The organism is Streptomyces sp. NPDC001700 (genome assembly GCF_053596435.1).
Map to the genome: position 1 here is coordinate 350,604 of NZ_JBSFGE010000005.1, position 19,591 is coordinate 370,194.

The 19,591-nt window shown below is 73.6% G+C and carries 17 protein-coding genes; 5 read left to right on the forward strand and 12 right to left on the reverse strand.

Going from position 1 to position 19,591, the window contains the following annotated elements; translation table 11 throughout:
- Nucleotides 1-38 precede the first annotated feature (38 nt).
- The 3 genes from ACWC5C_RS12655 to ACWC5C_RS12665 form a co-directional block, all read right to left on the reverse strand.
- Nucleotides 39-599: a hypothetical protein gene (locus ACWC5C_RS12655; protein WP_450875431.1), complete on the reverse strand. Its 561-nt coding sequence runs from the start codon at nt 597-599 to the stop codon at nt 39-41.
- Nucleotides 600-666: 67 nt separating this feature from the next.
- Nucleotides 667-3,336 carry an outer membrane protein assembly factor BamB family protein gene (locus tag ACWC5C_RS12660; RefSeq protein WP_450875432.1) on the reverse strand — a complete coding sequence of 890 codons (2,670 nt, stop codon included), beginning with the start codon at nt 3,334-3,336 and terminating at the stop codon, nt 667-669.
- Nucleotides 3,337-3,533: 197 nt separating this feature from the next.
- Complete coding sequence (locus ACWC5C_RS12665; RefSeq protein ID WP_450875433.1) at nt 3,534-4,340, reverse strand: VOC family protein; 807 nt, start codon at nt 4,338-4,340, stop codon at nt 3,534-3,536.
- Between the two features lie 356 nt (nt 4,341-4,696).
- On the opposite strand from ACWC5C_RS12665, the gene ACWC5C_RS12670 reads away from it, so the two are divergent.
- A complete protein-coding gene (locus tag ACWC5C_RS12670) occupies nt 4,697-5,344 on the forward strand; it encodes a TetR family transcriptional regulator (RefSeq protein ID WP_385443651.1) in 648 nt (215 codons plus the stop codon).
- 207 nt (nt 5,345-5,551) lie between these two features.
- On the opposite strand, the gene ACWC5C_RS12675 is transcribed toward ACWC5C_RS12670, so the two are convergent.
- Complete coding sequence (locus tag ACWC5C_RS12675) at nt 5,552-6,040, reverse strand: nitroreductase family deazaflavin-dependent oxidoreductase (RefSeq protein WP_450875434.1); 489 nt, start codon at nt 6,038-6,040, stop codon at nt 5,552-5,554.
- A 17-nt stretch (nt 6,041-6,057) separates the two neighbouring features.
- Nucleotides 6,058-7,326: an acyl-CoA dehydrogenase family protein gene (locus ACWC5C_RS12680; protein WP_450875435.1), complete on the reverse strand. Its 1,269-nt coding sequence runs from the start codon at nt 7,324-7,326 to the stop codon at nt 6,058-6,060.
- A 68-nt stretch (nt 7,327-7,394) separates the two neighbouring features.
- Between ACWC5C_RS12680 and ACWC5C_RS12685 the strand changes: the two genes are divergently transcribed.
- Complete coding sequence (locus tag ACWC5C_RS12685; RefSeq protein WP_450875436.1) at nt 7,395-8,564, forward strand: thiolase C-terminal domain-containing protein; 1,170 nt, start codon at nt 7,395-7,397, stop codon at nt 8,562-8,564.
- 56 nt (nt 8,565-8,620) lie between these two features.
- Nucleotides 8,621-9,310 carry a pyridoxine/pyridoxamine 5'-phosphate oxidase gene (locus tag ACWC5C_RS12690; RefSeq protein WP_450875437.1) on the forward strand — a complete coding sequence of 230 codons (690 nt, stop codon included), beginning with the start codon at nt 8,621-8,623 and terminating at the stop codon, nt 9,308-9,310.
- Nucleotides 9,311-9,331: 21 nt separating this feature from the next.
- Here ACWC5C_RS12690 and ACWC5C_RS12695 read toward each other — a convergent pair whose 3' ends face one another.
- From ACWC5C_RS12695 to ACWC5C_RS12725, 7 genes are all read right to left on the reverse strand, one after another.
- Nucleotides 9,332-10,603 carry a cytochrome P450 family protein gene (locus ACWC5C_RS12695; protein WP_450875438.1) on the reverse strand — a complete coding sequence of 424 codons (1,272 nt, stop codon included), beginning with the start codon at nt 10,601-10,603 and terminating at the stop codon, nt 9,332-9,334.
- Nucleotides 10,594-11,982 (reverse strand): cytochrome P450, encoded by a 1,389-nt coding sequence (locus tag ACWC5C_RS12700; RefSeq protein WP_450875439.1) that lies wholly within the window; start codon nt 11,980-11,982, stop codon nt 10,594-10,596. Before ACWC5C_RS12700 ends, ACWC5C_RS12695 begins: the two co-directional genes overlap by 10 nt.
- Nucleotides 11,979-12,572, reverse strand: a complete 594-nt coding sequence (locus tag ACWC5C_RS12705; RefSeq protein WP_450875440.1) for a GTP-binding protein — start codon at nt 12,570-12,572, stop codon at nt 11,979-11,981. Before ACWC5C_RS12705 ends, ACWC5C_RS12700 begins: the two co-directional genes overlap by 4 nt.
- A gap of 16 nt (nt 12,573-12,588) precedes the next feature.
- Entirely contained in the window at nt 12,589-13,005 is a 417-nt protein-coding gene (locus ACWC5C_RS12710; protein ID WP_450875441.1) for a DUF742 domain-containing protein, read from the reverse strand.
- Entirely contained in the window at nt 13,002-13,418 is a 417-nt protein-coding gene (locus ACWC5C_RS12715; RefSeq protein ID WP_385443668.1) for a roadblock/LC7 domain-containing protein, read from the reverse strand. Before ACWC5C_RS12715 ends, ACWC5C_RS12710 begins: the two co-directional genes overlap by 4 nt.
- Nucleotides 13,415-15,028, reverse strand: a complete 1,614-nt coding sequence (locus ACWC5C_RS12720; protein WP_450875442.1) for a sensor histidine kinase — start codon at nt 15,026-15,028, stop codon at nt 13,415-13,417. The genes ACWC5C_RS12715 and ACWC5C_RS12720 overlap by 4 nt, the downstream gene beginning before the upstream one ends.
- 242 nt (nt 15,029-15,270) lie before the next feature.
- The gene (locus ACWC5C_RS12725; RefSeq protein WP_450875443.1) at nt 15,271-15,714 is read right to left on the reverse strand and encodes a Zn-ribbon domain-containing OB-fold protein; all 444 of its coding nucleotides are present in this window, start codon (nt 15,712-15,714) and stop codon (nt 15,271-15,273) included.
- 161 nt (nt 15,715-15,875) lie between these two features.
- Here ACWC5C_RS12725 and ACWC5C_RS12730 point away from each other — a divergent pair, with 161 nt between their 5' ends.
- Both ACWC5C_RS12730 and ACWC5C_RS12735 read left to right on the forward strand, forming a co-directional pair.
- Nucleotides 15,876-17,033, forward strand: coding sequence for a flavin-containing monooxygenase (locus tag ACWC5C_RS12730; RefSeq protein WP_450875444.1), 1,158 nt, complete (start codon nt 15,876-15,878; stop codon nt 17,031-17,033).
- 219 nt (nt 17,034-17,252) lie between these two features.
- Entirely contained in the window at nt 17,253-19,493 is a 2,241-nt protein-coding gene (locus ACWC5C_RS12735) for an acetate--CoA ligase family protein (RefSeq protein ID WP_450875445.1), read from the forward strand.
- Nucleotides 19,494-19,591 lie beyond the last annotated feature (98 nt).

The window sequence follows — 19,591 nt, forward strand, 5'->3', positions numbered from 1 at the left end:
GGTGCCCCTACCCCAAAGTCACCTCGGCGGATCGTGACTCAGTAGACGGACGCGACCTCGCACCGCACGACGTTCCGGGCCTCCAGCGGATCGTCGAGCGGTACCCGGACGGTCTCGGTCCGCCCTGCGGGGACGCGTACGTTCTCGCTGCCCCGGGTCACCTCGGCGCCGTTCTTGCCGAGGAAGGTCATGTCCACGATGTACAGCTCGGACGAACCCGAGCGGTTGCGCACCTTGACCGTGGCGGCCGGTTCGCCGCCCTTGTCCCGCCCGGCGCAGGTGACGACGGTCGTCTCCGGCTCCGTGGGCGACGCGCTCGCCGTACCACCGGCGGACGGGGTGGAGCCGTAGCGGTTGGTGTCGCGGTAGCGGGTGCCGCCGGAACCGGAACCAGAACCGGAACCAGAACCGGAACCGGAATCCGAATAGTCGGACCCGTAGTCGGAGTTGGAGCCGGAACCGGACTGGTGCGAGCTGGAGCTGGAGCAGCCGCCTCCGCCCCCGCCGCTCCCCCGGCTTCCGCGCGACTTGCCCTTGAACCCGGTGAGCGCCACCAGCACCACCATGAGCGCGGCCGTGAGCCGCAGACCTCTCCGCATGACGAACCACTTCCCCCGTGTCAGTGAACGCGGATCACCGTAGCAGGGGTTGTCAGGGACACGGCCGCTATGGGCGGGCTGAGGGGCGGGACTGGCCGGTGCCCTTGACCGCGTCCAGGGCGTACACACAGCGGTCCTTGCTGCACGCGTACACCACACCGCCCGCCGCCACCGGCGAGCCGGTGATCTCGCCGCCCGTGGCCAGCTTCCAGCGGAGCTGGCCGCCCGCCGCGTCGACCGTGTACAGGCAGTGGTCGGCCGAGCCGAAGTGGACGCGGCCGTCCGCGACCACCGGTGAGCCGATGACCTCGCCGCCCGCCGCGAAGCGCCACTTGGGGGTGCCCGTGACCGCGTCGAGGGTGTACAGGGCGCTGCCGCTGCCCAGATGGACGGAGCCGTCGGCCACCAGGACCGGTTCGACCGAACCGCGCGCCTCGGTGGCGATGCGCCAGCGGTCGCGGCCGTTCGACGCGTCGAGGGCGTAGACCGTGCCCAGGTAGTCGGCGACGTAGATGCCGCCGCCGGTCACCGCGGGCCCCGGCGCGTACGCCGGGGGGCTCAGGAAGACGGCGGGCGCCTCGAAACGCCACCGCACCTCCCCGCGCGCGATGTCGATCGCCAGCACCCGGGTACCGGCCGAGACGTACACGACCCCGTCGGGCGCCGGGAGCAGCCGCAGCGGCACGCCGCCGCAGGACGCCGTGTCGCCGACCGGGTACGACCAGCGCTCGTGGCCCGTACGCGCCTCCAGGGCGCGCAGCCGGGCGTCCGACCACACGTAGACCGTGCCGTCGTGCACGGCCGGACCGGACTCGGGCGTCTCGAAGTCGGTCTGGATGCCCTGCATCTCCCACAGCAGCTCGCCGTTGGCCGCCTCCCAGGCCTGGACGCCGCCGCCACGCGTGCCGGTGACGACCGTGCCTCGGTCGACCTTGAGCGAGTAGACCCAGCCGTCCGTGGACAGCCGCCACCGCTCGGAGCCGTCCGTCGCGTCCAGCGCGTACAGGGTGGGGCCGTCGGAGGCGTGGATACGGCCGCCCTCGACGGCCATCGCCCACGCCACGTCGCGGGTCTTGAACTGCCGCCGACCGGTGGCCACATCGAGCGCGTGCACCTCGAACGAGGTGACGTAGAGCAGGTCCCCGGCGACGGCCGGGGTGCCCCACACGTCGTTCGACATACGGAACCGCCAGGGCCGCCAGCGGCCGTGGCCCGCCGCGCCCGGCTGCTCGGCCGCGTCGGTGGCCGGGGAGTGGGAGGGCGGCGGGACGGCGCCCACGGCCTCGCCCCCGCTCACCCCGCCGGTCGTCAGACCGGTCGGCGGCCGCACCCAGCCCGTGGCCGGGCCGGTGTCGTGCCTCGGCTGCGGGTCGCGCGTGACGGAGGCGTGCAGCCCGGGACCGATGGCCACCTGGGAGTTGTGCAGCCGGACCGGCCCGTCGGTCCCGGTGGGCATGGGCCCGGGCGCCGGAGCGGGTGCGGGTGCGGAGGGCACCGGAGCGGAGGGCACGGGTGCGGACGGGCCGGGCGAGGACGGCTGCGCGGGCGGCGCCGCGTGCCGCCCGGGGCCGATGGCGCCCAGCGCGTTCGACGGACCGGCCGCCTGGTCCGCGCGCAGGCCGCCGCGCGGATCGCCCGCGCCCACCGGCTCCCAGCCGCCCGCTCCGGCGGGCGCGCCGTGCCGACCGCCGCCGCGCCCGTCGGCCCCGGCGGGGGCGTAGGAGGGCGGTGTGGGCGGCCGCTCGGGCGGCAGCGGCACGGACGGGCGGCTTCCGGCCCCGCCGCTCCCGGCGGGGCGGGAGGAGCCGGACGGCGGCCGCGCGCCACGGGCCACCTGGTTGCGTCCGCTGCGCTTGCGCTCGATGAGCGCGACCGCGCCGCCCGGCAGCCAGGCCGAGGCCGTACCGCTGTCGTCGGCGTTGGACGCGAAGAGGTGCGGGGCCAGCTGCGACTGCAAATCCGCCGGGGACGGCCGCCGGTCGGCCTCCATCTGCATGCACGACTCGATGAGCGGTCGCAGCTCGTCCGGCAGCCCGAGCAGGTCCGGACCCTCGCGCAGCAGCATGAACACGGTCTCGACCGGGTTCGCGCCGTGGAAGGGGGCGTGCCCGGTGGCCGCGAAGGTCAGGGTCGAGCCGAGCGAGAAGATGTCGCTGGCGCCCGTCACACTGCGCGAGTCGCGCGCCTGCTCGGGCGACATATAGGCGGGCGTGCCCACGGCGACGTTGGTCATCGTCAGCCGGGTGTTGGAGACGCCCGAGGCGATACCGAAGTCGATGACGCGCGGGCCGTCCTCGACGACCAGCACGTTCGACGGCTTCAGATCCCGGTGGACCAGGCCCGCGCCATGGATGGACTGCAGCGCCTCGGCGACCCCGGCCGCCAGCCAGCGCACCGCCTGGGCGGGCATCGGCCCGCACTCATTGACTATTTCCTCAAGGGACGGCGCGGGGACGTAGGCCGTGGCCAGCCAGGGCACCGCGGCGCGCGGATCGGCGTCCACGACGGCGGCCGTATAGAAGCCGCTGACCGCGCGGGCCGCCTCCACCTCACGGGTGAAGCGGACGCGGAACAGCTGGTCCTCGGCCAGCTCGGTCCGGACCGTCTTGATCGCGACCCGTCGGCCGGACGCCGAACGTGCCAGATAGACGAGCCCCATGCCGCCCGCGCCAAGCCGGCCCAGCACCTCGAAGGGACCGATCCGCCTCGGATCGTGCTGCGTCAGCTGCTCCACCACTTGCCTGCCACCTCCCCGTGGGGGCCCCAAAAAATACAGCCCCGTGCAGCGTCTCACCGACAAACCAACCGGCGGCACGCATCCTGCATTCTCTCTGGCGAAGGCGGCGGTTGCGAACCCGGGGGCGATTCGTCGTGTCATCGGGCGATACGGAGCCGGAGCCCATCCGGTTCGACCGACCGGCCGCCGGACCGCTCTCAGCCCCGCCCCGCCCCGTTCTCCGTTGTTCCGGAGTCCGCCGACGAGGTGTCGATGACCGCGAAAACCGCGCCCTGATTGTCCGCTAGGACCGCGAAACGCCCGTACGGCGTATCTTCGGGCCCATTGAGGACCCGTCCGCCCAGCCGTTGGGCCGTACGCGACACATGATCGCAGTCCGCCACCACAAAGTACGTCAGGAAGTGCGCGGGCAGTTCGGCCGGGTGCCCTTCCCCCATCACGACCCGTGCGGCGACGGCGTGACCGGGGTCGGCGGGCTCGCCGCGCGGCGACCACAGCACGCCGACGCCGGGCACCGGAGTCGCCTCGTACGCGAAGACCGTCCGGTAGAAGGCGTCCACCACCCGCGGCTCCCGGGTGTGGACCTCGGTCCAGCCGTACGCGCCGGGTTCGTCCCGGCGGGCGAATCCGGGGTGGCTGCCGGTCTGCCAGAGCCCGAAGACCGCGCCGCCCGGGTCGGCGGCCGTGGCCATCACGCCCAGGTCGTCGATCCACCGGGGCGCGACGATCACCCGGCCGCCCGCCTCCCGGATCCGGGCGGTGGCCGCGGCGGCGTCCCCGGTCGCGAGGTAGACGTTCCAGACGGTGGGCATCCGGCCGTCGGACTTGGGGACCAGCGCCGCGACGTCCTTCCCGCCGAGCCGGGCCCAGGTGTACGGGCGGTAGCCCGCGGCGCCCTCGGTGAAGGTCCAGCCGAACAGCTCGCCGTAGAAGCGGCGGCCCGCCGCGAGGTCCGGCAGCATCACGTCCGCCCAGCAGGGCACGCCTTCCGCGCAAGCGACCATGGCCCGAGTCCTCCCGCGTCCCGCGTATGCGCGGCCTTTGCCGCGTTTGCCACGCTAACGGGGGATCGCCCCGTCTGCCCGCTCCGAAAGTCGAAATATTTGGCCAATCCTTGGCCGTTTCCGCCAGGCTCCGAGCGGGTCATCCACGCTTCTTATCCACAGCCTGTTGATAACACGATTCACCCGCATGGCTGAGCGGTGATTGACGGCTTGACGGCCTCCGAGAGGCCCTCGGATGGGGCCGGAATCAGCCATTCCGAGCTGCGACGGAGGGCTCACAAACCCTCTCATCCCGCACGAACCCCATTTGCACGCAGTCGAATCGCGCTTCGATCACCCCTCGGTAAGCTGACGGCATGACAGGACAAGTACGCACCGTCGACGGTCGGGTGGCCGGTCGTCGCGGGCAGGCGACGCGGCAGAAGCTGCTCGACTGCCTCGGCGAGATGCTCAGCACATCCCCGTACCGAGACGTCAAAGTCATCGATGTCGCCCGCAAGGCAGGCACCTCACCGGCGACGTTCTACCAGTACTTCCCCGATGTGGAGGGCGCCGTCCTCGAGATCGCCGAGGAGATGGCGAAGGAGGGCGCGGGCCTGACCGATCTGGTCGCCGGGCGCTCCTGGGCGGGCAAGTCCGGCGCCACGGCCGCCGACGAGCTGGTCGACGGCTTCCTCTCCTTCTGGCGCAAACACGACGCCATCCTGCGCGTGGTCGACCTCGGCGCGGCCGAGGGAGACAAGCGGTTCTACAAGATCCGCATGAAGATCCTCAACGCCGTCACCAACTCCCTGACGGACGCGATCAAGGAGCTTCAGTCCAAGGGCCGGTACGACAAGGACGTCCAGCCGGCCGCCGTGGCGGGCTCGCTCGTCGCGATGCTGGCGGCGGTCTCCGCCCACCAGAAGGGGTTCCAGAGCTGGGGGGTCAAGCAGGCCGACCTGAAGCCGAGCCTGGCCCTGCTGGTGCACCTGGGGATCACCGGTCGCAAGCCACCGAAGTAGCGCCTCGGCGCTCACCACGGCGCCCCCGTGCCCGTACGCGCCCCCGCGCGCATCCGCGCGCCGAAGCCGGCCGGGCCCGGTCGGCGGGCCAGCACGTCCTGTCATGTCACGGCGGACCACTCGACCCGAGTGGTCCGCCGCGGCCGTTTCTTGAGCGGGGGCTCCGCCCCCACACCCCCACACGGGCTCCGCCCCGGACCCCGCTCCTCAATCGCCGGAGGGGCTGGGTTTCGCGGGCACCGGCTCCAGCCGGAAGAGCCGGATCCGGCGGTCCACCCGCGCCTGGTAGCTCTCGTACGGCGGCCAGAAGGCCACCACCGCCGACCAGGCCCGCTCCCGCTCCGCGCCCTCCAGCAGCCGGGCCCGGACCCGGATGTCGCGGCCCTGCCAGCTGATCTCCGCGTCCGGGTTGCGCAGCAGATTGGCGGTCCAGGCCGGATGGCCGGGGCGGCCGAAGTTGCTGCCGACCAGCAGCCAGCCGCCGCCCTCCTCCGGCATGCACGCCAGCGGCGTACGGCGGGGCAGCCCGGACTTCGCGCCGCGCGCCGTGAGGATCACCCCCGGCAGCATCCGCGCGCTCGGCAGCACCCGGCCCCGGGTCAGCCGGTGGACGGCCCGGTCGAGGGCCGGGACGACGTGCGGGGCGAGCCGCGCGAAGGTACGCCCCGAGGACACCTTCTGGACGAGCCGCGTCATCCGCGCCCCCGGCGGCATCAGACCGTCACCGCCTCGGCGGCGGCCGGGGCGAAGAGCCCGTCCCGGTCGGCCGCCCGCGCCCGCAGCCGGTGCGCGGGGCCGAACAGCAGCTCGTCGGAGGCGGCCCGCTTGAGGTGCAGCTGCGCGTCGTGCTCCCAGGTGATGCCGATGCCGCCGTGCAGCTGCACGGCCTCGCCCGCGGCCGCCCGCTGCGCCTCCAGCGCCGCCGCGAGCGCCAGCGGGCCCGCGACCCGGCCCTCCTTCCCGTCGGCCGCCCACGCCGCGTAGTACGCCGCCGAGCGGGCCGACTGGACCGTCACGTACACATCGGCCAGCCGGTGCTTGACCGCCTGGAAGGAGCCGATCGGGCGGCCGAACTGCTCCCGGGTCCGCACGTGGTCGACCGTACGGGCGAGGGCCGCGTCCGCCGCGCCCACCGCCTCGGCGGCGAGGGCGGCCGCCGCCGGTCCGCCCAGCGCGGCGAGCGCGCCCGCCACATCCGCGCCGTCCTCGCCCAGCAGCTCGGCCGGGACGTCCCGCAGCTCGATACGGGCCTGCGGCCGGGTCTCGTCCAGCGCGGTCAGCCGGGTGCGGACCAGCCCGGGCGCGTCCCCCCGTACGGCGAAGACCAGGACGCGGCCGCGCGTATAGCCACCGGTGCGGGCGGCGACCAGCAGCAGCCGCGCGCTGTGCCCGTCGAGCACCTGCTCCACCTGCCCGTACAGCCGCCAGCCCCCGTCCCGGACCCGGGCCTGGACGCCACCCGCGCGCCCGCCACCCGCCCAGTCCGCCGCGTCGCGGCCATCGGGCCCCTGCCCCAGGGCGTCCGCGCAGGGCCCCGCCAGGCCCGCGGCACCCGGCGCGACCCCGTGGACCAGACCCAGCGCCACCGGCAGCGCCCGGCCCGGGACCGCGAGGGCCGCCGTCAGGGCGCCGCCCGCGATGCGCGGCAGCAGCTCGGCGCGCTGGGCGGCGGTGCCGAGGGCGGCGACCAGGGGCGCGGCGAGCACGGCGGTGGCCAGCAGCGGCGAGGGCAGCAGCGCGCGCCCGGTCTCCTCACAGGCGAGCGCCAGCTCGACGGGACCGCAGCCGACGCCGCCGTACGCGGTGGGCAGGGCGAGCCCGGGCAGGCCCAGCCGCCTGGCGAGAGCGCCCCACAGCGCCTCGTCGTATCCGGCGGCGGTGCGGACGGCGGCCCTGACGTCGTCGCCGCCGCACCGCCCCCGCAGCAGCTCGCGCAGGGTGCGCCGGATCTCCTCCTGCTCCTCGCTGAGCGCGGCATCCATCGGACGAAGCACCTCCCGTTCCTGACGACCAGTCATACTAGCGCCGAATCTGATGTACCGTCAGATTCATGACGTCCGCCCCCCGCAAGGTCGCCGTCGTCGGCGTCGCCCTCGCCGACTGCGGGCGTGTCGACGGCCCCACCCCCTACGCCCTGCACGCCCAGGCCGCCCGCCGCGCGCTCGCCGACTCCGGTCTCGACCGGTCCGTGGTGGACGGCTTCGCCTCGGCGGGGCTCGGCACCCTCGCCCCCGTGGAGGTGGCCGAGTACCTGGGGCTGCGGCCCGGCTGGACCGACTCGACGGCCGTCGGCGGCGCCACCTGGGAGGTCATGGCGGCGCACGCGGTGGACGCCATCGCCGCCGGGCACGCCCGCGCCGTCCTCCTCGTCTACGGCTCGACCGCCCGCGCCGACATCCGGGCGGGCCGCCGGACCGCGAACCTCTCCTTCGGGTCGCGCGGACCGCTCCAGTTCGAGGTGGCGTACGGCCACACCCTGGTCGCCAAGTACGCGATGGCCGCGCGCCGCCATATGCACGAGTACGGCACCACGCTCGAACAGCTCGCGGACATCGCCGTTCAGGCACGCGCCAACGCCGCACACAATCCGGACGCGATGTTCCGGGAACCGATCACGGTCGACGACGTGCTGAGCGGGCCGATGATCGCCGACCCGTTCACCAAACTGCACTGCTGCATCCGCTCGGACGGCGGCTGCGCGGTGCTGCTCGCGGCCGAGGAACTGGTGGCGGACACGGCCCGGCCGCCGGTGTGGGTGCTGGGCTCGGGCACCGCCGTCTCGCACTCCGCCATGTCGGAGTGGGACGACTTCACCGTCTCGCCCGCTGCGGCCTCCGGCCGGGCGGCCTTCGCGCGGGCGGGGGTGCGGCCGTCGGAGATCGATGTGGCGGAGCTGTACGACGCGTTCACCTATATGACGCTGGTGACCCTGGAAGACCTCGGCTTCTGCGCGAAGGGCGAGGGCGGCGCGTTCGCGGCGGACGGGCGGCTGACGCTCGGCGGCGCGCTCCCGGTCAACACCGACGGCGGCGGCCTGTCCGCCTGCCACCCCGGGATGCGCGGGCTGTTCCTGCTGGTCGAAGCGGTACGGCAGCTGCGCGGCGAGGCGGGTGAACGCCAGGTGCGCAAGGCGGGCGGACGGCTGCCGGAACTGGCCGTGGCGTCGGGTACGGGCGGCTGGTTCTGCTCGTCGGGCACGGTCGTGCTCGGACGGGGCTGAGCCCCATACGGCTTCCGCTTGCCCCGCCCGGCGCCGGGTGATCGGATGGTGCCCCCATGAGCGACGCACACGATGATGAGGCCTTCCGGGAACTGCTGCGGGGCCTGCGCGTCCCGCACGCGGCCGAGCTGCCCGTATTCGACCCCGCCCAGGCCCCGGACGCGCCGCTTCCGCTGTTCCGGCGGTGGCTGCGCGAGGCCGCCGAGGGCGGCGAACCGGGCCCGCACACGATGACGCTCGCCACGGCCGGAGCGGACGGCCGCCCGTCCCTGCGCACTGTGATGCTGCGCGGCGCCGACGCCCACGGCTGGCACTTCGGCACCCATCGCACCAGCCGCAAGGGGAGCGAGCTGGCCGAGCACCCGTACGCGTCGCTGGGCTTCCACTGGATGCGCGACGGACGCCAGGTCCGGATCAGCGGCCGCGTCACGCAGGCCCCGCCCGAGGAGAGCGCGGCGGACCTGCGCGGCCGCTCCCCCGCCGCGCTGGCGGCGGCGCTGGCCGGGTCGGGGCGGCAGAGCGCGGTGCTCGGTTCGTCCGAGGAGCTGGAGGCGGCCTTCGCCGACGCGTACGAGCGGGCCGCGCGCGAACCGGACGCCACCGCCCCCACCTGGACGCTGTACGCCCTGGAGCCGGACGAGGTGGAGTTCTACCAGGAGGAGGCGCGGCGGCGGCACGTACGGCTCCGCTACCGCCGCGCTCCGGAGGAACGCGGCGGCTGGCGGCGCGAACTGCTCTGGCCCTAGGGCCCCTCGTACCGCCTGAGGTCAGCTCAGCCGCACCGGCAGCGCCCGGTGGCCGTTGACGATGACCGACGGGGAGCGCTCCAGCGGGCCGTCCGGGTCGGCGAGCCGCAGACCGGGGAAGCGGGCGAAGAGTTCCCGCAGCGCGATCGTGGTCTCCAGGCGGGCGAGCGAGGAGCCCGGGCAGCTGTGCGGGCCATGGCCGAACGAGGAGTGCCGGGGGCGGCGCGCGATGTCGAAGCGGTCGGCGTCCGCGCCGTGCTGGACGCGGTCGCGGCCCATGCCCCCGTAGGAGATGACCACGCCCTCCCCCGCGCGCACGAGGGTTCCGGCGACGTCGATGTCCTCGGTGGCGAAGCGGAACAGGAAGTTCAGCGCCGGGGCGTCCAGCCGCAGGCTCTCCTCGACCACGTCGTCCCAGCTGTAGCGGCCGGTGTGGATGAGGTCGAGCTGCGCGGGGTCGTCCAGCAGCGCCCGTACGGCGTTCACGATCACATGGACGCTGGTCTCGTGCCCGGCCGTGATCATCACCTGGATGGTGGCGATCAGCTCCTCGACGGCCTCCTGTGACGGCTCGTCGCCGAGTTCGGAGAGCAGCGCGCTGGTGAGGTCGGCGCCGGGCTCGTCGCGCTTGAGCTGGACGAGCCGCGCGATGTAGTCGTACAGCGCCTGGATGGTGGCGAGGACGGTCTCGGGGGCGGCCTTGTCGTCGAAGAAGCTGTCGTACAGCTTCCGCAGCGGCCGGTGCCATTCGGTCGGCATGCCGAACAGCTCGCCGACCACGGTGATGGGCAGCGGGAACGCGAACGTGTCCTTGAGGTCCACCACCCCGCCCGCCCCCTCGGCCGAGGCGGCCTCCGCCGTGCGGTCGAGCAGTTCGCGGGTGATCTCCTCGACCCGGCCGCGCAGCGCCTCCACCCGCTGCGGGGTGAACTCCCGGGCGACCGGGCGGCGCAGCCGCCGGTGCTCGGGGCCGTCCGTGCTGACCATGGAGGGTCCCAGGTCGACCAGGCCGATCAGCGGCCAGTCCGGAGGGATCTCCCCGCGCGTCCAGGCGCCCCACTGGCCGATGTCCTTCACGAAGCGGCTGTCGCGCATCACCTCGCGGGCGGGCGCGTCATGGGTGACGGCCCACGCGGGCACCCCGCCCGGCAGCTCCACCCGGACCACGGGCCCGGCTTCGTAGAGGAGTTCGCTCTCCTCGGCGGACGTACGGATCGTCGGGTCGAGCAGGAAGGGGCGTTCCCCTGCCAGTTCCTCTGTCAGTTCCTCTGTCGGTCCCTCTGTCAGTCCCAACCGAAGCCTCCGGTGTATGAGTGGGCGGGCGTATAGGTGACGGGCAGCGAGGTCAGGCCGCGCAGCCACGGCGAGGGGCGCCACCGCAACGCATCGGCGGGCACGGCCAGTTCCACGTCCGGCAGGTGCTCCAGCAGCGTCTCGACGGCGGTGTGGGCGACGACCTCGGCGATCCACTGGCCCGCGTACGGGCACCGGTGCTCGCCGTGGCTGTACGACATATAGGCGTTGTGGCCCTCCGGCCCGGCCGCCCCCGCCAACCCGGCCAACCCGGCCATCCCGGCCGCCTGGGGACGTACGTACGGGTCGGTGTTGGCGCCCGCGAGCCCGAGCAGCACCAGGTCCCCGGCCGGGATGCGGGTCGCGCCGAGGACGGTGTCCTGGGTGGTGAACCTGCCCGCGAAGATCTGCACCGGGGTGTGGTCGCGCAGCACCTGGTGCATGGCCTGGCGGACCGAGCGGCGGCCGCCGCCCATGTCGGCGGCGTAGTCGTGGTCGGTGAGCAGCAGCCACAGGGTCATGCCGATCCAGTCCATGCAGGGCTGGTGTCCGGCGAGGGTGAGGACCATCAGGTCCTCGACCACCTCCTGGTCGGTGAGACCGGCGTGGTCGGCGAGCATCCGGGAGGTGGCGTCCGGGCCGGGGGTCTTCCGTTTGCGGGCCACCAGCCGCTCCATGGTGCCGCGCACCTCGATCTGCGCGCGCAGGGCGTCGGGGCCGCCGTCGACGATGTCGTTGATGGACTTCACCAGGGCGACACCCTCGGAGTCGGACAGGCCGAGGACGCGGCTGAGGGCGAGCACGGGCAGTGGATGGGCGTAGTCGGCGATCAGGTCGGCCCGGCTGCCCTCGCTCAGCTTCTCGATCAGGCTCTGCGCGAACGACTGGGTGGCGTCCTGCATCTGATTGAGGTCGACCGTCTCAAGGGCGCTTCCGACCGCTCCGGCGCGCCTGCGGTGGTCGTCGCCCTCCCGGTAGAGCAGCGACCCGTTGTCCTCGACCATGGGGCGCAGCGGCCAGTCCGGCGGGATCTGCGGCCACAGCCTCCAGCGGGCCGAACCGCGCCCGAACACCTTGGTGTTCTCGGTGACGCGCAGCAGTTCGCGGTAGCCGAGGACGAGCCAGGCGGGGACGCCGCCGGGGAGCAGCACGGGGGCGACGGGGCCGTAGGTGTTCCGCAGCTCCCGGTACACCTCGGCGGGCGTGTCCTGGAAGCGCGGGCCGAACAGCTCGGGGGCGTCGTGGTGGGACGCGGGCTGCTCGATGGGCGCGGCCTGTGGTTCAGCGGCCTGTGATGCGCTGGGGGCGCCGGGTTCGTCGCGTAAACCCGGCCCGTCTGGTGCGGCGGGTTCGTCGGACGGTGAGGTCGGCTGGGTCACGAAGCGGCCTCCTGGGCGGCGGACAGGGTGTGGAGATGGTCGAGCAGCGCCACCAGGACGTCCTTGCCCGAGGTGTGGGAGCGGGCGTCGCAGGCGACCAGCGGTATGTCGTCCGCGAGGTCGAGCGCGCCGCGTATGGCGTCGAGGCTGTGGTCCGGACTGTCGTCGAAGCGGTTGTGGGCGACGACGAACGGCATCCCCTTGCGCTCCAGGTGGTCGATGACGGGGAACGAGTCCGCCAGCCGCCGGGTGTCCACCAGGACCACCGCGCCCCAGGCGCCGACGAACAGGTTGTCCCACAGGAACCGGAAGCGGTTCTGCCCGGGGGCGCCGAACAGATACGTCACGATCCGCTCCGTGACGCTGATCCGGCCGAAGTCGAAGGCGACCGTGGTGGCCGACTTGCCCTCCACTCCGCCCACGTCGTCGACGCCCACGCCCGTCTCGGTCATCACGGCCTCGGTCGTCAGCGGGTCGATCTCGCTGACGGCCCGCACGAAGGTCGTCTTGCCGACGCCGAAGCCGCCGGAGATCACGATCTTCACCGCGTCCCGGGCCGTATCGCTCAACGGCGCCTCGACGTCGGCCAAGGGGGCCTCGGCCTTCTCAGAGATTTTTGAGTGCAACGAGAACCTCTCGGACCAGGCCGGTATCGGGCAGCCGCGCCGGGGCGACTTCCGGGGCGGCGGCCGCTCCCCGAGGGGCCGTCCCCCGAGGGGATGCCTCCCGAGGGGCCGCCCCGCTGCTGGGGTGCCGGACCGAGATCCGGCCCTCGGCGAGCAGATCGGACAGCAGGATCGCGACGACGCCCACGGGCATGCGTAACCGCGCGGAGACCTCCACCAGCGCCATCGGATGGCGGCACAGCCTCAGGATCTGAACCGTCTCCGGGGCCATGCCCGCGGCCGGTTCGGACTCGCTGACGACCAGTGACACCAGATCGAATTCCGTATACGCGCGGCTACGTCCTCCCGTCGCGGCGAACAGCCGGTCCGGCTCTTCATGGACGTCCCAGCGCATCATGCCGTCGCGCCGCCCTCCTCCCCGGGCATGCGCTGCGGCGAGGTGAGGTACGAGAGAAGCCCGTCGACCAGCACGGACATGCTGTTGCCGACGATCCCCGGGTCGGCGTCCTCCCGGGCGAGCACCGCGAGATGGGCGCCCTCGCCCGCCTCGACGGTCATCAGCACCGCGCCGCCGACCGCGACCAGGGAGTGCTCCACGCTGCCGGTGCCGTCGCCGAACTTCGTCGACACCGTTCTGGCCAGGCTCTGGATGCCGGAGGCGATGGCGGCCAGCGTCTCCGCCTCCGACTGGGTCAGATCGGAGGAGTGGGTGATCACCAGCCCGTCGTTGGACACCGCGAGCGCGTGCCGCGCCCCCGGGGTCTTCGCCAGCAGCGCGTCGAGCTTCCAGTCGAGGTCATGCGGGTTCATGAGGTCGTGCCTTCCGAGCGTGGTGTCGTGCGAGTGCGGTCCTGCTTGACGGCGGTGTGGAACGAGCCGAACCGGTTCCCCGCCTCCGCGGGCTTCTTCCGTACGGGAGGCGGCGGCGCCGGTGGCGCGGCACCCCGCTCGGCGCCGGTCTCGACCTGCTTACGGCGTCGCCTGGGCAGCCCCTCGGGGGTGAGCGGATGGTCGCCGGACCGCTCTTCGTCCAGTGGTGGCGTTGGCGACGGCGGTCGGCGGGAGGGGAGCACGGGCGCGGCGGCGCGGTGTTCCGGAGCGCGTTCGTCCCGTGTGTGCTGCTCGGCCCGGGGCTCGGTGAGCAGCTGCTGCGGGATCAGTACGGTGACCGCCGTACCACCCGTCGCGGACGACTGATACGTGACGCGCAGCCCGAACTTACGGGCGATCATGCCCACCACCAGCAGTCCCTGCCGGGTGCCGGACAGCTTCAGCATGCTCGACGGGTCGTCGGTGACCGCCTGCTGCGCCCGGGCGAGCATGTCGGGCTGCATGGCCAGGCCGCTGTCCGCGATCTCGACGGCGATCCCGCGCGGGACCTCCTGGACGTAGACGTTCACGGCGGTGGACGGCGGCGAGAAGCTCACGGCGTTGTCGATCAGCTCGGCGAGGAGCGTGATCACCTTCTCGGCCGCGGCGCCGACCACGGCCTGTTCACTGGAGCAGCGGATCTCCACCCGCTCCAGCCCCTCGATACGGGAGGTGGCCGCCCGCAGCACCCGCCAGATGACGATGGGCCGAGGCCAGTGCTTACCGGACAGCGCGCCGGTGAGGACGGCGACGCGGTCGGCCATCCGGCCGGTCTGCGAGGCGGTGCTGTCGAGCTGGAAGAGGTCGTCGAGGGCGTCGGCCTCGTAGCGGTCCTGCATCTCCCGCAGCCGGGCGAGGTTGCCCGCGACCAGCGCCTGAAGGCGACCGGCGATGCTGCGGAACGCGGCCACCATCTCGGTGCGTTTCTGCCGCTCCCGGGACAGCTCACCGCCCACGGTCTCCAGCAGGGCGCGCAGCGGGCCGGTCGCGGGCCGCTCGGTCCCGGCCAGGGCCTGGTCGACCGGGACCCGGCCGCGCAGCTGCCCGACGAGGGCGGGTAACGCGGTGCCGACGGTGTGGTCGAGGTCCCGTGCCGCGTCGGCGGCGCGCTGCTCGCTGGCGGCGGCCCGCCGCTCCGCGGCCGCGACCCGCTGCTCGGTGGCGGCGACCTGGTCCCTCAGCTCGCGGACCTCGGCTTCGGCGCGCTCGGCGGTCAGCCGGTTCGTTTCGGCGATGGACCCGGCCTCGGCGGCCCGGGCCTCGGCCTGTGCGGCCCGGAACTCCAGGGCCCGTACGGCCGATTCGGCGCGCGCGAGGGCCGCGCCACGGTGGGCGGCGGCCGCGACGGCGGCGCTCACCAGCGCCCCGGCCACGACCGCGCACCCGATCACCGCGGGTCTCGCCGCTCCGGGGGCGGCTGCCGCCGCCGCCCATCCGGCGATGCCGAGCACGGGGACGGTCACCAGGAGGCCGAGGAAGGCCCGCTTGGCGGGGGAGTCCCACCGGCGGGCGCGCGACCGCTGACGCTGATCGGGGTGTATCGGAGTCATCGATTCCTCGCGGCCGGGGGTCGAGCGGGCAACAGCCGCCGGGCGCCCTTGGGTCTAGCTCGGAAGAGTAAGTCCTCGGTAAAAGGCGGAAGTTAGGCGGTCAGTCTAGGCATCCGGCCGAGTGATTGTTCAAGATTGATCATCGAATTTCTTCGTCGGCGGGATGCGAATTCGGCCTGATCAATCGGACGCCGTCATGCGGGCGCATGCGGGCGCATGCGGGCGCCGTCATGCGGGCGGCGTCACGCGGGCAGCGACCGGAAGACGGGAACGGCCGGGGCGCCCTCCCCCAGCACGCGGAAGACGACACGCAGCCGCATCCCGGCGCGCAGCCCGTGCGCGGGGTGGTCGACGATCCGGGTCATCATGCGCGGCCCCTCGACCAGGTCCACGACGGCCGCGGTGTACGGGACCTGGGCGCCGAAGGGCGGGAGGTCGTTGCGGTGCACCTCGGACCAGGCGTAGAGGGCGGCGTCACCGCTCGCCTCCTCCCAGGCGACGTCCTCGCTCCAGCAGTGCGGGCAGAACTCGCGGGGGTAGTGATGGGCGCGGCCGCAGGAGCCGCAGCGGCGGATCAGCAGCCTGCCCTGGGCGGCGGCGTCCCAGTAGGGGCGGGTGAACGGGTCGGGCTCGGGCAGGTCGAAGCGGGGCGCCTCGGGGGCGCCGGAGGTGTCGGGGCCGCTCATGGGCAACGCTCCCTTCCGGCCCGCCATTCCTGACGGCACATCAGTTTCGGGGGTCGGGCGGAGGCGCGCAAGGGGCGTACGGAGACCCTCGTGACCGATCCGCAACCGATTCGGAATTCCTTTGACCGAAACCCGTCAAGCAGCGGACTACGCTCGCCACCATGGCCGATAGTCTCCCTGCGAGATCCCCTTCACCCGTCTATGTGATCGGCGGCGGACCGGGCGGGCTCGCCACCGCCGCCGCACTGGGCAAGCGCGGCATTCACGCCGTCGTCCTGGAGAAGTCCGACACGGTCGCCGCCTCCTGGCGGGGCCACTACGACCGGCTGCACCTGCACACCACCCGCCGCCTCTCCGCGCTGCCCGGGCTGCCGATCCCGCGCGCGTACGGGCGCTGGGTCGCCCGGGACGACGTGGTGCGCTACCTGGAGCGCTACGCCGAGCACCACCGGCTGGAGATCGCCACGGGCGTGGAGGTGACCCGGATCGACCGGTCCGGCGACGACACCGGCTGGGTGCTGCGGGCGGGTGGCGGACGCGAACTGTTCTCGCCGGTGGCCGTCGTCGCGACCGGCTACAACCACACCCCGCGACTGCCGGACTGGCCGGGCCGGGAGACCTACACCGGCGAGCTGCTGCACGCCCACCGCTACCGCCATGCCCGGCCGTACGAGGGCCGGGACGTGCTGGTGGTCGGGGTCGGCAACACGGGCGCGGAGATCGCGGTCGACCTGGTCGAGGGCGGCGCGGCGCGGGTACGGCTGGCGGTCCGTACGGCGCCGCACATCCTGCGGCGTTCGACGGCGGGCTGGCCCGCCCAGCGCACCGGCATCCTGGTGCGGCGGCTGCCACGGGGCGCGGTGGACCGGGCGGCGCGGGTGATGTGCCGGGTGAGCATGCCGGACCTGTCCGAGCGCGGGCTGCCGTGGCCGGAGGCCGGGCTCTACACCCGGGTACGGCAGGGCGCGATCCCCGTACAGGACGTGGGGCTGGTCGACGCGGTACGGACGGGGCGGGTGGAGGTGGTCGCCGCGGTCGCGTCGCTGGACGGGGACAAGGTGGTGCTGGCCGACGGCTCGCGCATCGGCCCCGAGGCGGTGATAGCGGCGACCGGCTACCGGCGCGGACTGGAGGATCTGGTCGGGCATCTGGACGTGCTGGACGGCCGGGGGCATCCGCTCGCCCACGGCAGGCGGACCCTGCCCGGCGCACCGGGCCTGTACTTCACGGGCTATACGAACCCGATCAGCGGCATGCTGCGCGAGCTGGCCCTCGACGCGAGGAAGATCGCCTCGACGGTGTCCCGCACGACGGCTTGATTTCGCCGCCCGCGCGGCGGCGTGAGCACACCGCCGCGCGGGCACTCTCTTGTTGCCGTCGCGCCGTACCGCCGGTAACGGCCGCGCCGTCACCCTGCGTGTTCTCCGCGCACCGAGCATTCCTGACAGCCCGTCAGCTCTGTAGCCTGACTACTCAGTAATGTGACTGGGCGTCAGTTACCTGGTTATTGGCCAACGAGCAGGAGTGGCGGATACCCAATGCTTGGATCGACTCACGGCACCCTCACCACCAACTCCCGTCACGCCCGCGCCGTCGCCTGCGGGCAGCCCCCCGGGCCCGCCGTCCAGGTCCACAGCAGCACCTCGGCCCTCGGCGACGCCGAAGACCTGGACGTCAGCGGCCGCCCGCTGCACGCCCACGTCCCCGATCTGGACCGCTTCTTCCGCCCCGAGGCGGTGGCCCTCATCGGCGCCTCCGACACCGAGGGCCGCCCGGGCACCGGTATCACCCGGCAGCTCCTCGCCTGGGCGGAGCGCGTCGGCGCCCGGCTGCACCCCGTGCACCCCTCCCGTCCGGCCGTGTTCGGCCTCCCCTGCGTCCCGTCCGTCGCCGAGCTGCCCGAACCCGTCGACCTCGCCGTCCTCCTCGTCCGCGACCCCCTCCCGGTCATCGAGGAACTCGCCCAGATCAAGGTCAAGTTCGCCGTCGTCTTCGCCTCCGGCTTCGCCGAGACCGGCGACGAGGGCGCCGCCGCCCAGGCCCGGCTGACCGCCGCGGCCCGCCGCGCCGGGCTGCGGCTGCTCGGCCCCAACACCAACCTCAACGCCTTCGAGGAGTTCCGCGACGACCTCGAAGGGCCCGCCATCGCCCTCATCACCCAGTCAGGCCACCAGGGACGCCCCCTCTACACCCTCCAGGAACTGGGCATCCGGCTCAGCCACTGGGCCCCCACCGGCAACGAGGCCGACTTGGAGAGCGCCGACTTCCTCTCCTACTTCGCCACCCGCCCCGAGGTCGGCGCCATCGCCCTGTACGCGGAAGGCCTCAAGGACGGCCGCGGCTTCCTCCTCGCCGCCGACCGGGCCGCCCGCGCCAAGGTGCCCGTCGTCGCCGTCAAGGTCGGCCGCACCGAGACCGGCGCCCGCACCGCCGCCTCCCACACCGGCAAACTGACCGGCGCGGACGAGGTCGTGGACGCGGCCATGCGCCAGTTCGGCGTGATCCGGGTGGACGGCCTGGACGAACTCCAGGACACAGCCGCGCTGCTCGCCCGCGCACGGCCCCCGCGCGCCGAGGGCGTCGTCGTGTATTCGATCTCCGGGGGCACCGGCGCCCACGTCGCCGACCTCGCCACCGCGGCCGGACTCCCGATGCCCGCCCTCTCCGACGAGAAGCAGGCCGAACTCCACCAGTGGATACCCGGCGACCTCTCCGTCGCCAACCCGGTCGACAACGGCGGCCACCCCGTGGGCGACTGGCGCGGCCCGAAGATCATCGACGCGATCCTCGCCGACCCGGCCGTGGGCGTCCTGATCTGTCCCATCACCGGCCCCTTCCCGCCGATGAGCGACAAGCTCGCCCACGACCTGGTCGACGCGGCGGAGCGCACCGACAAACTCGTCTGCGTGGTGTGGGGCTCGCCCGTCGGCACCGAGGACGCCTACCGCACCACCCTCCTCGGCTCCTCCCGCGTCGCCACCTTCCGCACCGTCGGCAACTGCCTCACCGCCGTCCGCGCCTATCTGGGCCACCACCGCTTCACCGCCTCCTACCGCTCCCCCTTCGACGACGCCCCGCGCACCCCCTCCCCCTCGATGCGCAAGGCGAGCGGACTGCTCCGCCCCGGCCAGCGCCTCAGCGAACACGCCGCCAAGCAGCTGCTGCGCGCCTACGGCATCCGGGTGCCGCGCGAACAGCTCGTCACCAGCGCCGCCGCGGCCGTCCGCGCCGCCGGACTGGTCGGCTACCCCGTCGTCATGAAGGCGTCCGCGCCCCAGCTCGCCCACAAGACCGAACTCGGCCTGGTCCGCCTCGGCCTCACCTCCGCCAGCCAGGTCCGCGACACCTATCGCGAACTCACCGACATCGCCCGCTACGAAGGCGTCGAACTGGACGGCGTCCTGGTGTGCCAGATGGTCGAGCGCGGCGTCGAGATGGTCGTCGGCGTCACCCACGACAGCCTCTTCGGGCCCACCGTGACCGTCGGCCTCGGCGGCGTGCTCGTCGAGGTGCTGCGCGACACCGCCGTCCGCGTCCCCCCGTTCGGCGAGGACCAGGCCCGCGCCATGCTCGGCGAACTGCGCGGCCACGCCCTCCTCGACGGCGTACGCGGCGCGCCACCGTCCGACGTGGACGCCTTGGTCGAAGTCGTACTGCGGGTGCAGCGCATGGCTCTGGAACTCGGCGACCAGCTCGCCGAACTCGACGTCAACCCCCTGATGGTGCTGCCCCGTGGCCAGGGCGCCGTGGCCCTGGACGCGCTGGCGATCTGCCGCTGAGCGCACGCCTCGCGCACCGCCGCCGCGCCCCCGACGCCGCGCCCCCAGCCCGAGCAGCCAGAGCAGCCCGAGGACCCTGAGGACCCTGAGGAGCCTTC

What these genes read in the sequence shown, in the direction of transcription:
- ACWC5C_RS12710 (WP_450875441.1), bottom strand. Translation starts at nt 13,005, where the DNA reads ATGATGCGCTGGGACGTCCATGAAGAGCCGGACCGGCTGTTCGCCGCG.
- ACWC5C_RS12715 (WP_385443668.1), bottom strand. Translation starts at nt 13,418, where the DNA reads ATGAACCCGCATGACCTCGACTGGAAGCTCGACGCGCTGCTGGCGAAG.
- ACWC5C_RS12690 (WP_450875437.1), top strand. Translation starts at nt 8,621, where the DNA reads ATGAGCGACGCACACGATGATGAGGCCTTCCGGGAACTGCTGCGGGGC.
- ACWC5C_RS12725 (WP_450875443.1), bottom strand. Translation starts at nt 15,714, where the DNA reads ATGAGCGGCCCCGACACCTCCGGCGCCCCCGAGGCGCCCCGCTTCGAC.
- ACWC5C_RS12655 (WP_450875431.1), bottom strand. Translation starts at nt 599, where the DNA reads ATGCGGAGAGGTCTGCGGCTCACGGCCGCGCTCATGGTGGTGCTGGTG.
- ACWC5C_RS12665 (WP_450875433.1), bottom strand. Translation starts at nt 4,340, where the DNA reads ATGGTCGCTTGCGCGGAAGGCGTGCCCTGCTGGGCGGACGTGATGCTG.
- ACWC5C_RS12730 (WP_450875444.1), top strand. Translation starts at nt 15,876, where the DNA reads ATGGCCGATAGTCTCCCTGCGAGATCCCCTTCACCCGTCTATGTGATC.
- ACWC5C_RS12675 (WP_450875434.1), bottom strand. Translation starts at nt 6,040, where the DNA reads ATGACGCGGCTCGTCCAGAAGGTGTCCTCGGGGCGTACCTTCGCGCGG.
- ACWC5C_RS12720 (WP_450875442.1), bottom strand. Translation starts at nt 15,028, where the DNA reads ATGACTCCGATACACCCCGATCAGCGTCAGCGGTCGCGCGCCCGCCGG.
- ACWC5C_RS12670 (WP_385443651.1), top strand. Translation starts at nt 4,697, where the DNA reads ATGACAGGACAAGTACGCACCGTCGACGGTCGGGTGGCCGGTCGTCGC.
- ACWC5C_RS12685 (WP_450875436.1), top strand. Translation starts at nt 7,395, where the DNA reads ATGACGTCCGCCCCCCGCAAGGTCGCCGTCGTCGGCGTCGCCCTCGCC.
- ACWC5C_RS12680 (WP_450875435.1), bottom strand. Translation starts at nt 7,326, where the DNA reads ATGGATGCCGCGCTCAGCGAGGAGCAGGAGGAGATCCGGCGCACCCTG.
- ACWC5C_RS12735 (WP_450875445.1), top strand. Translation starts at nt 17,253, where the DNA reads ATGCTTGGATCGACTCACGGCACCCTCACCACCAACTCCCGTCACGCC.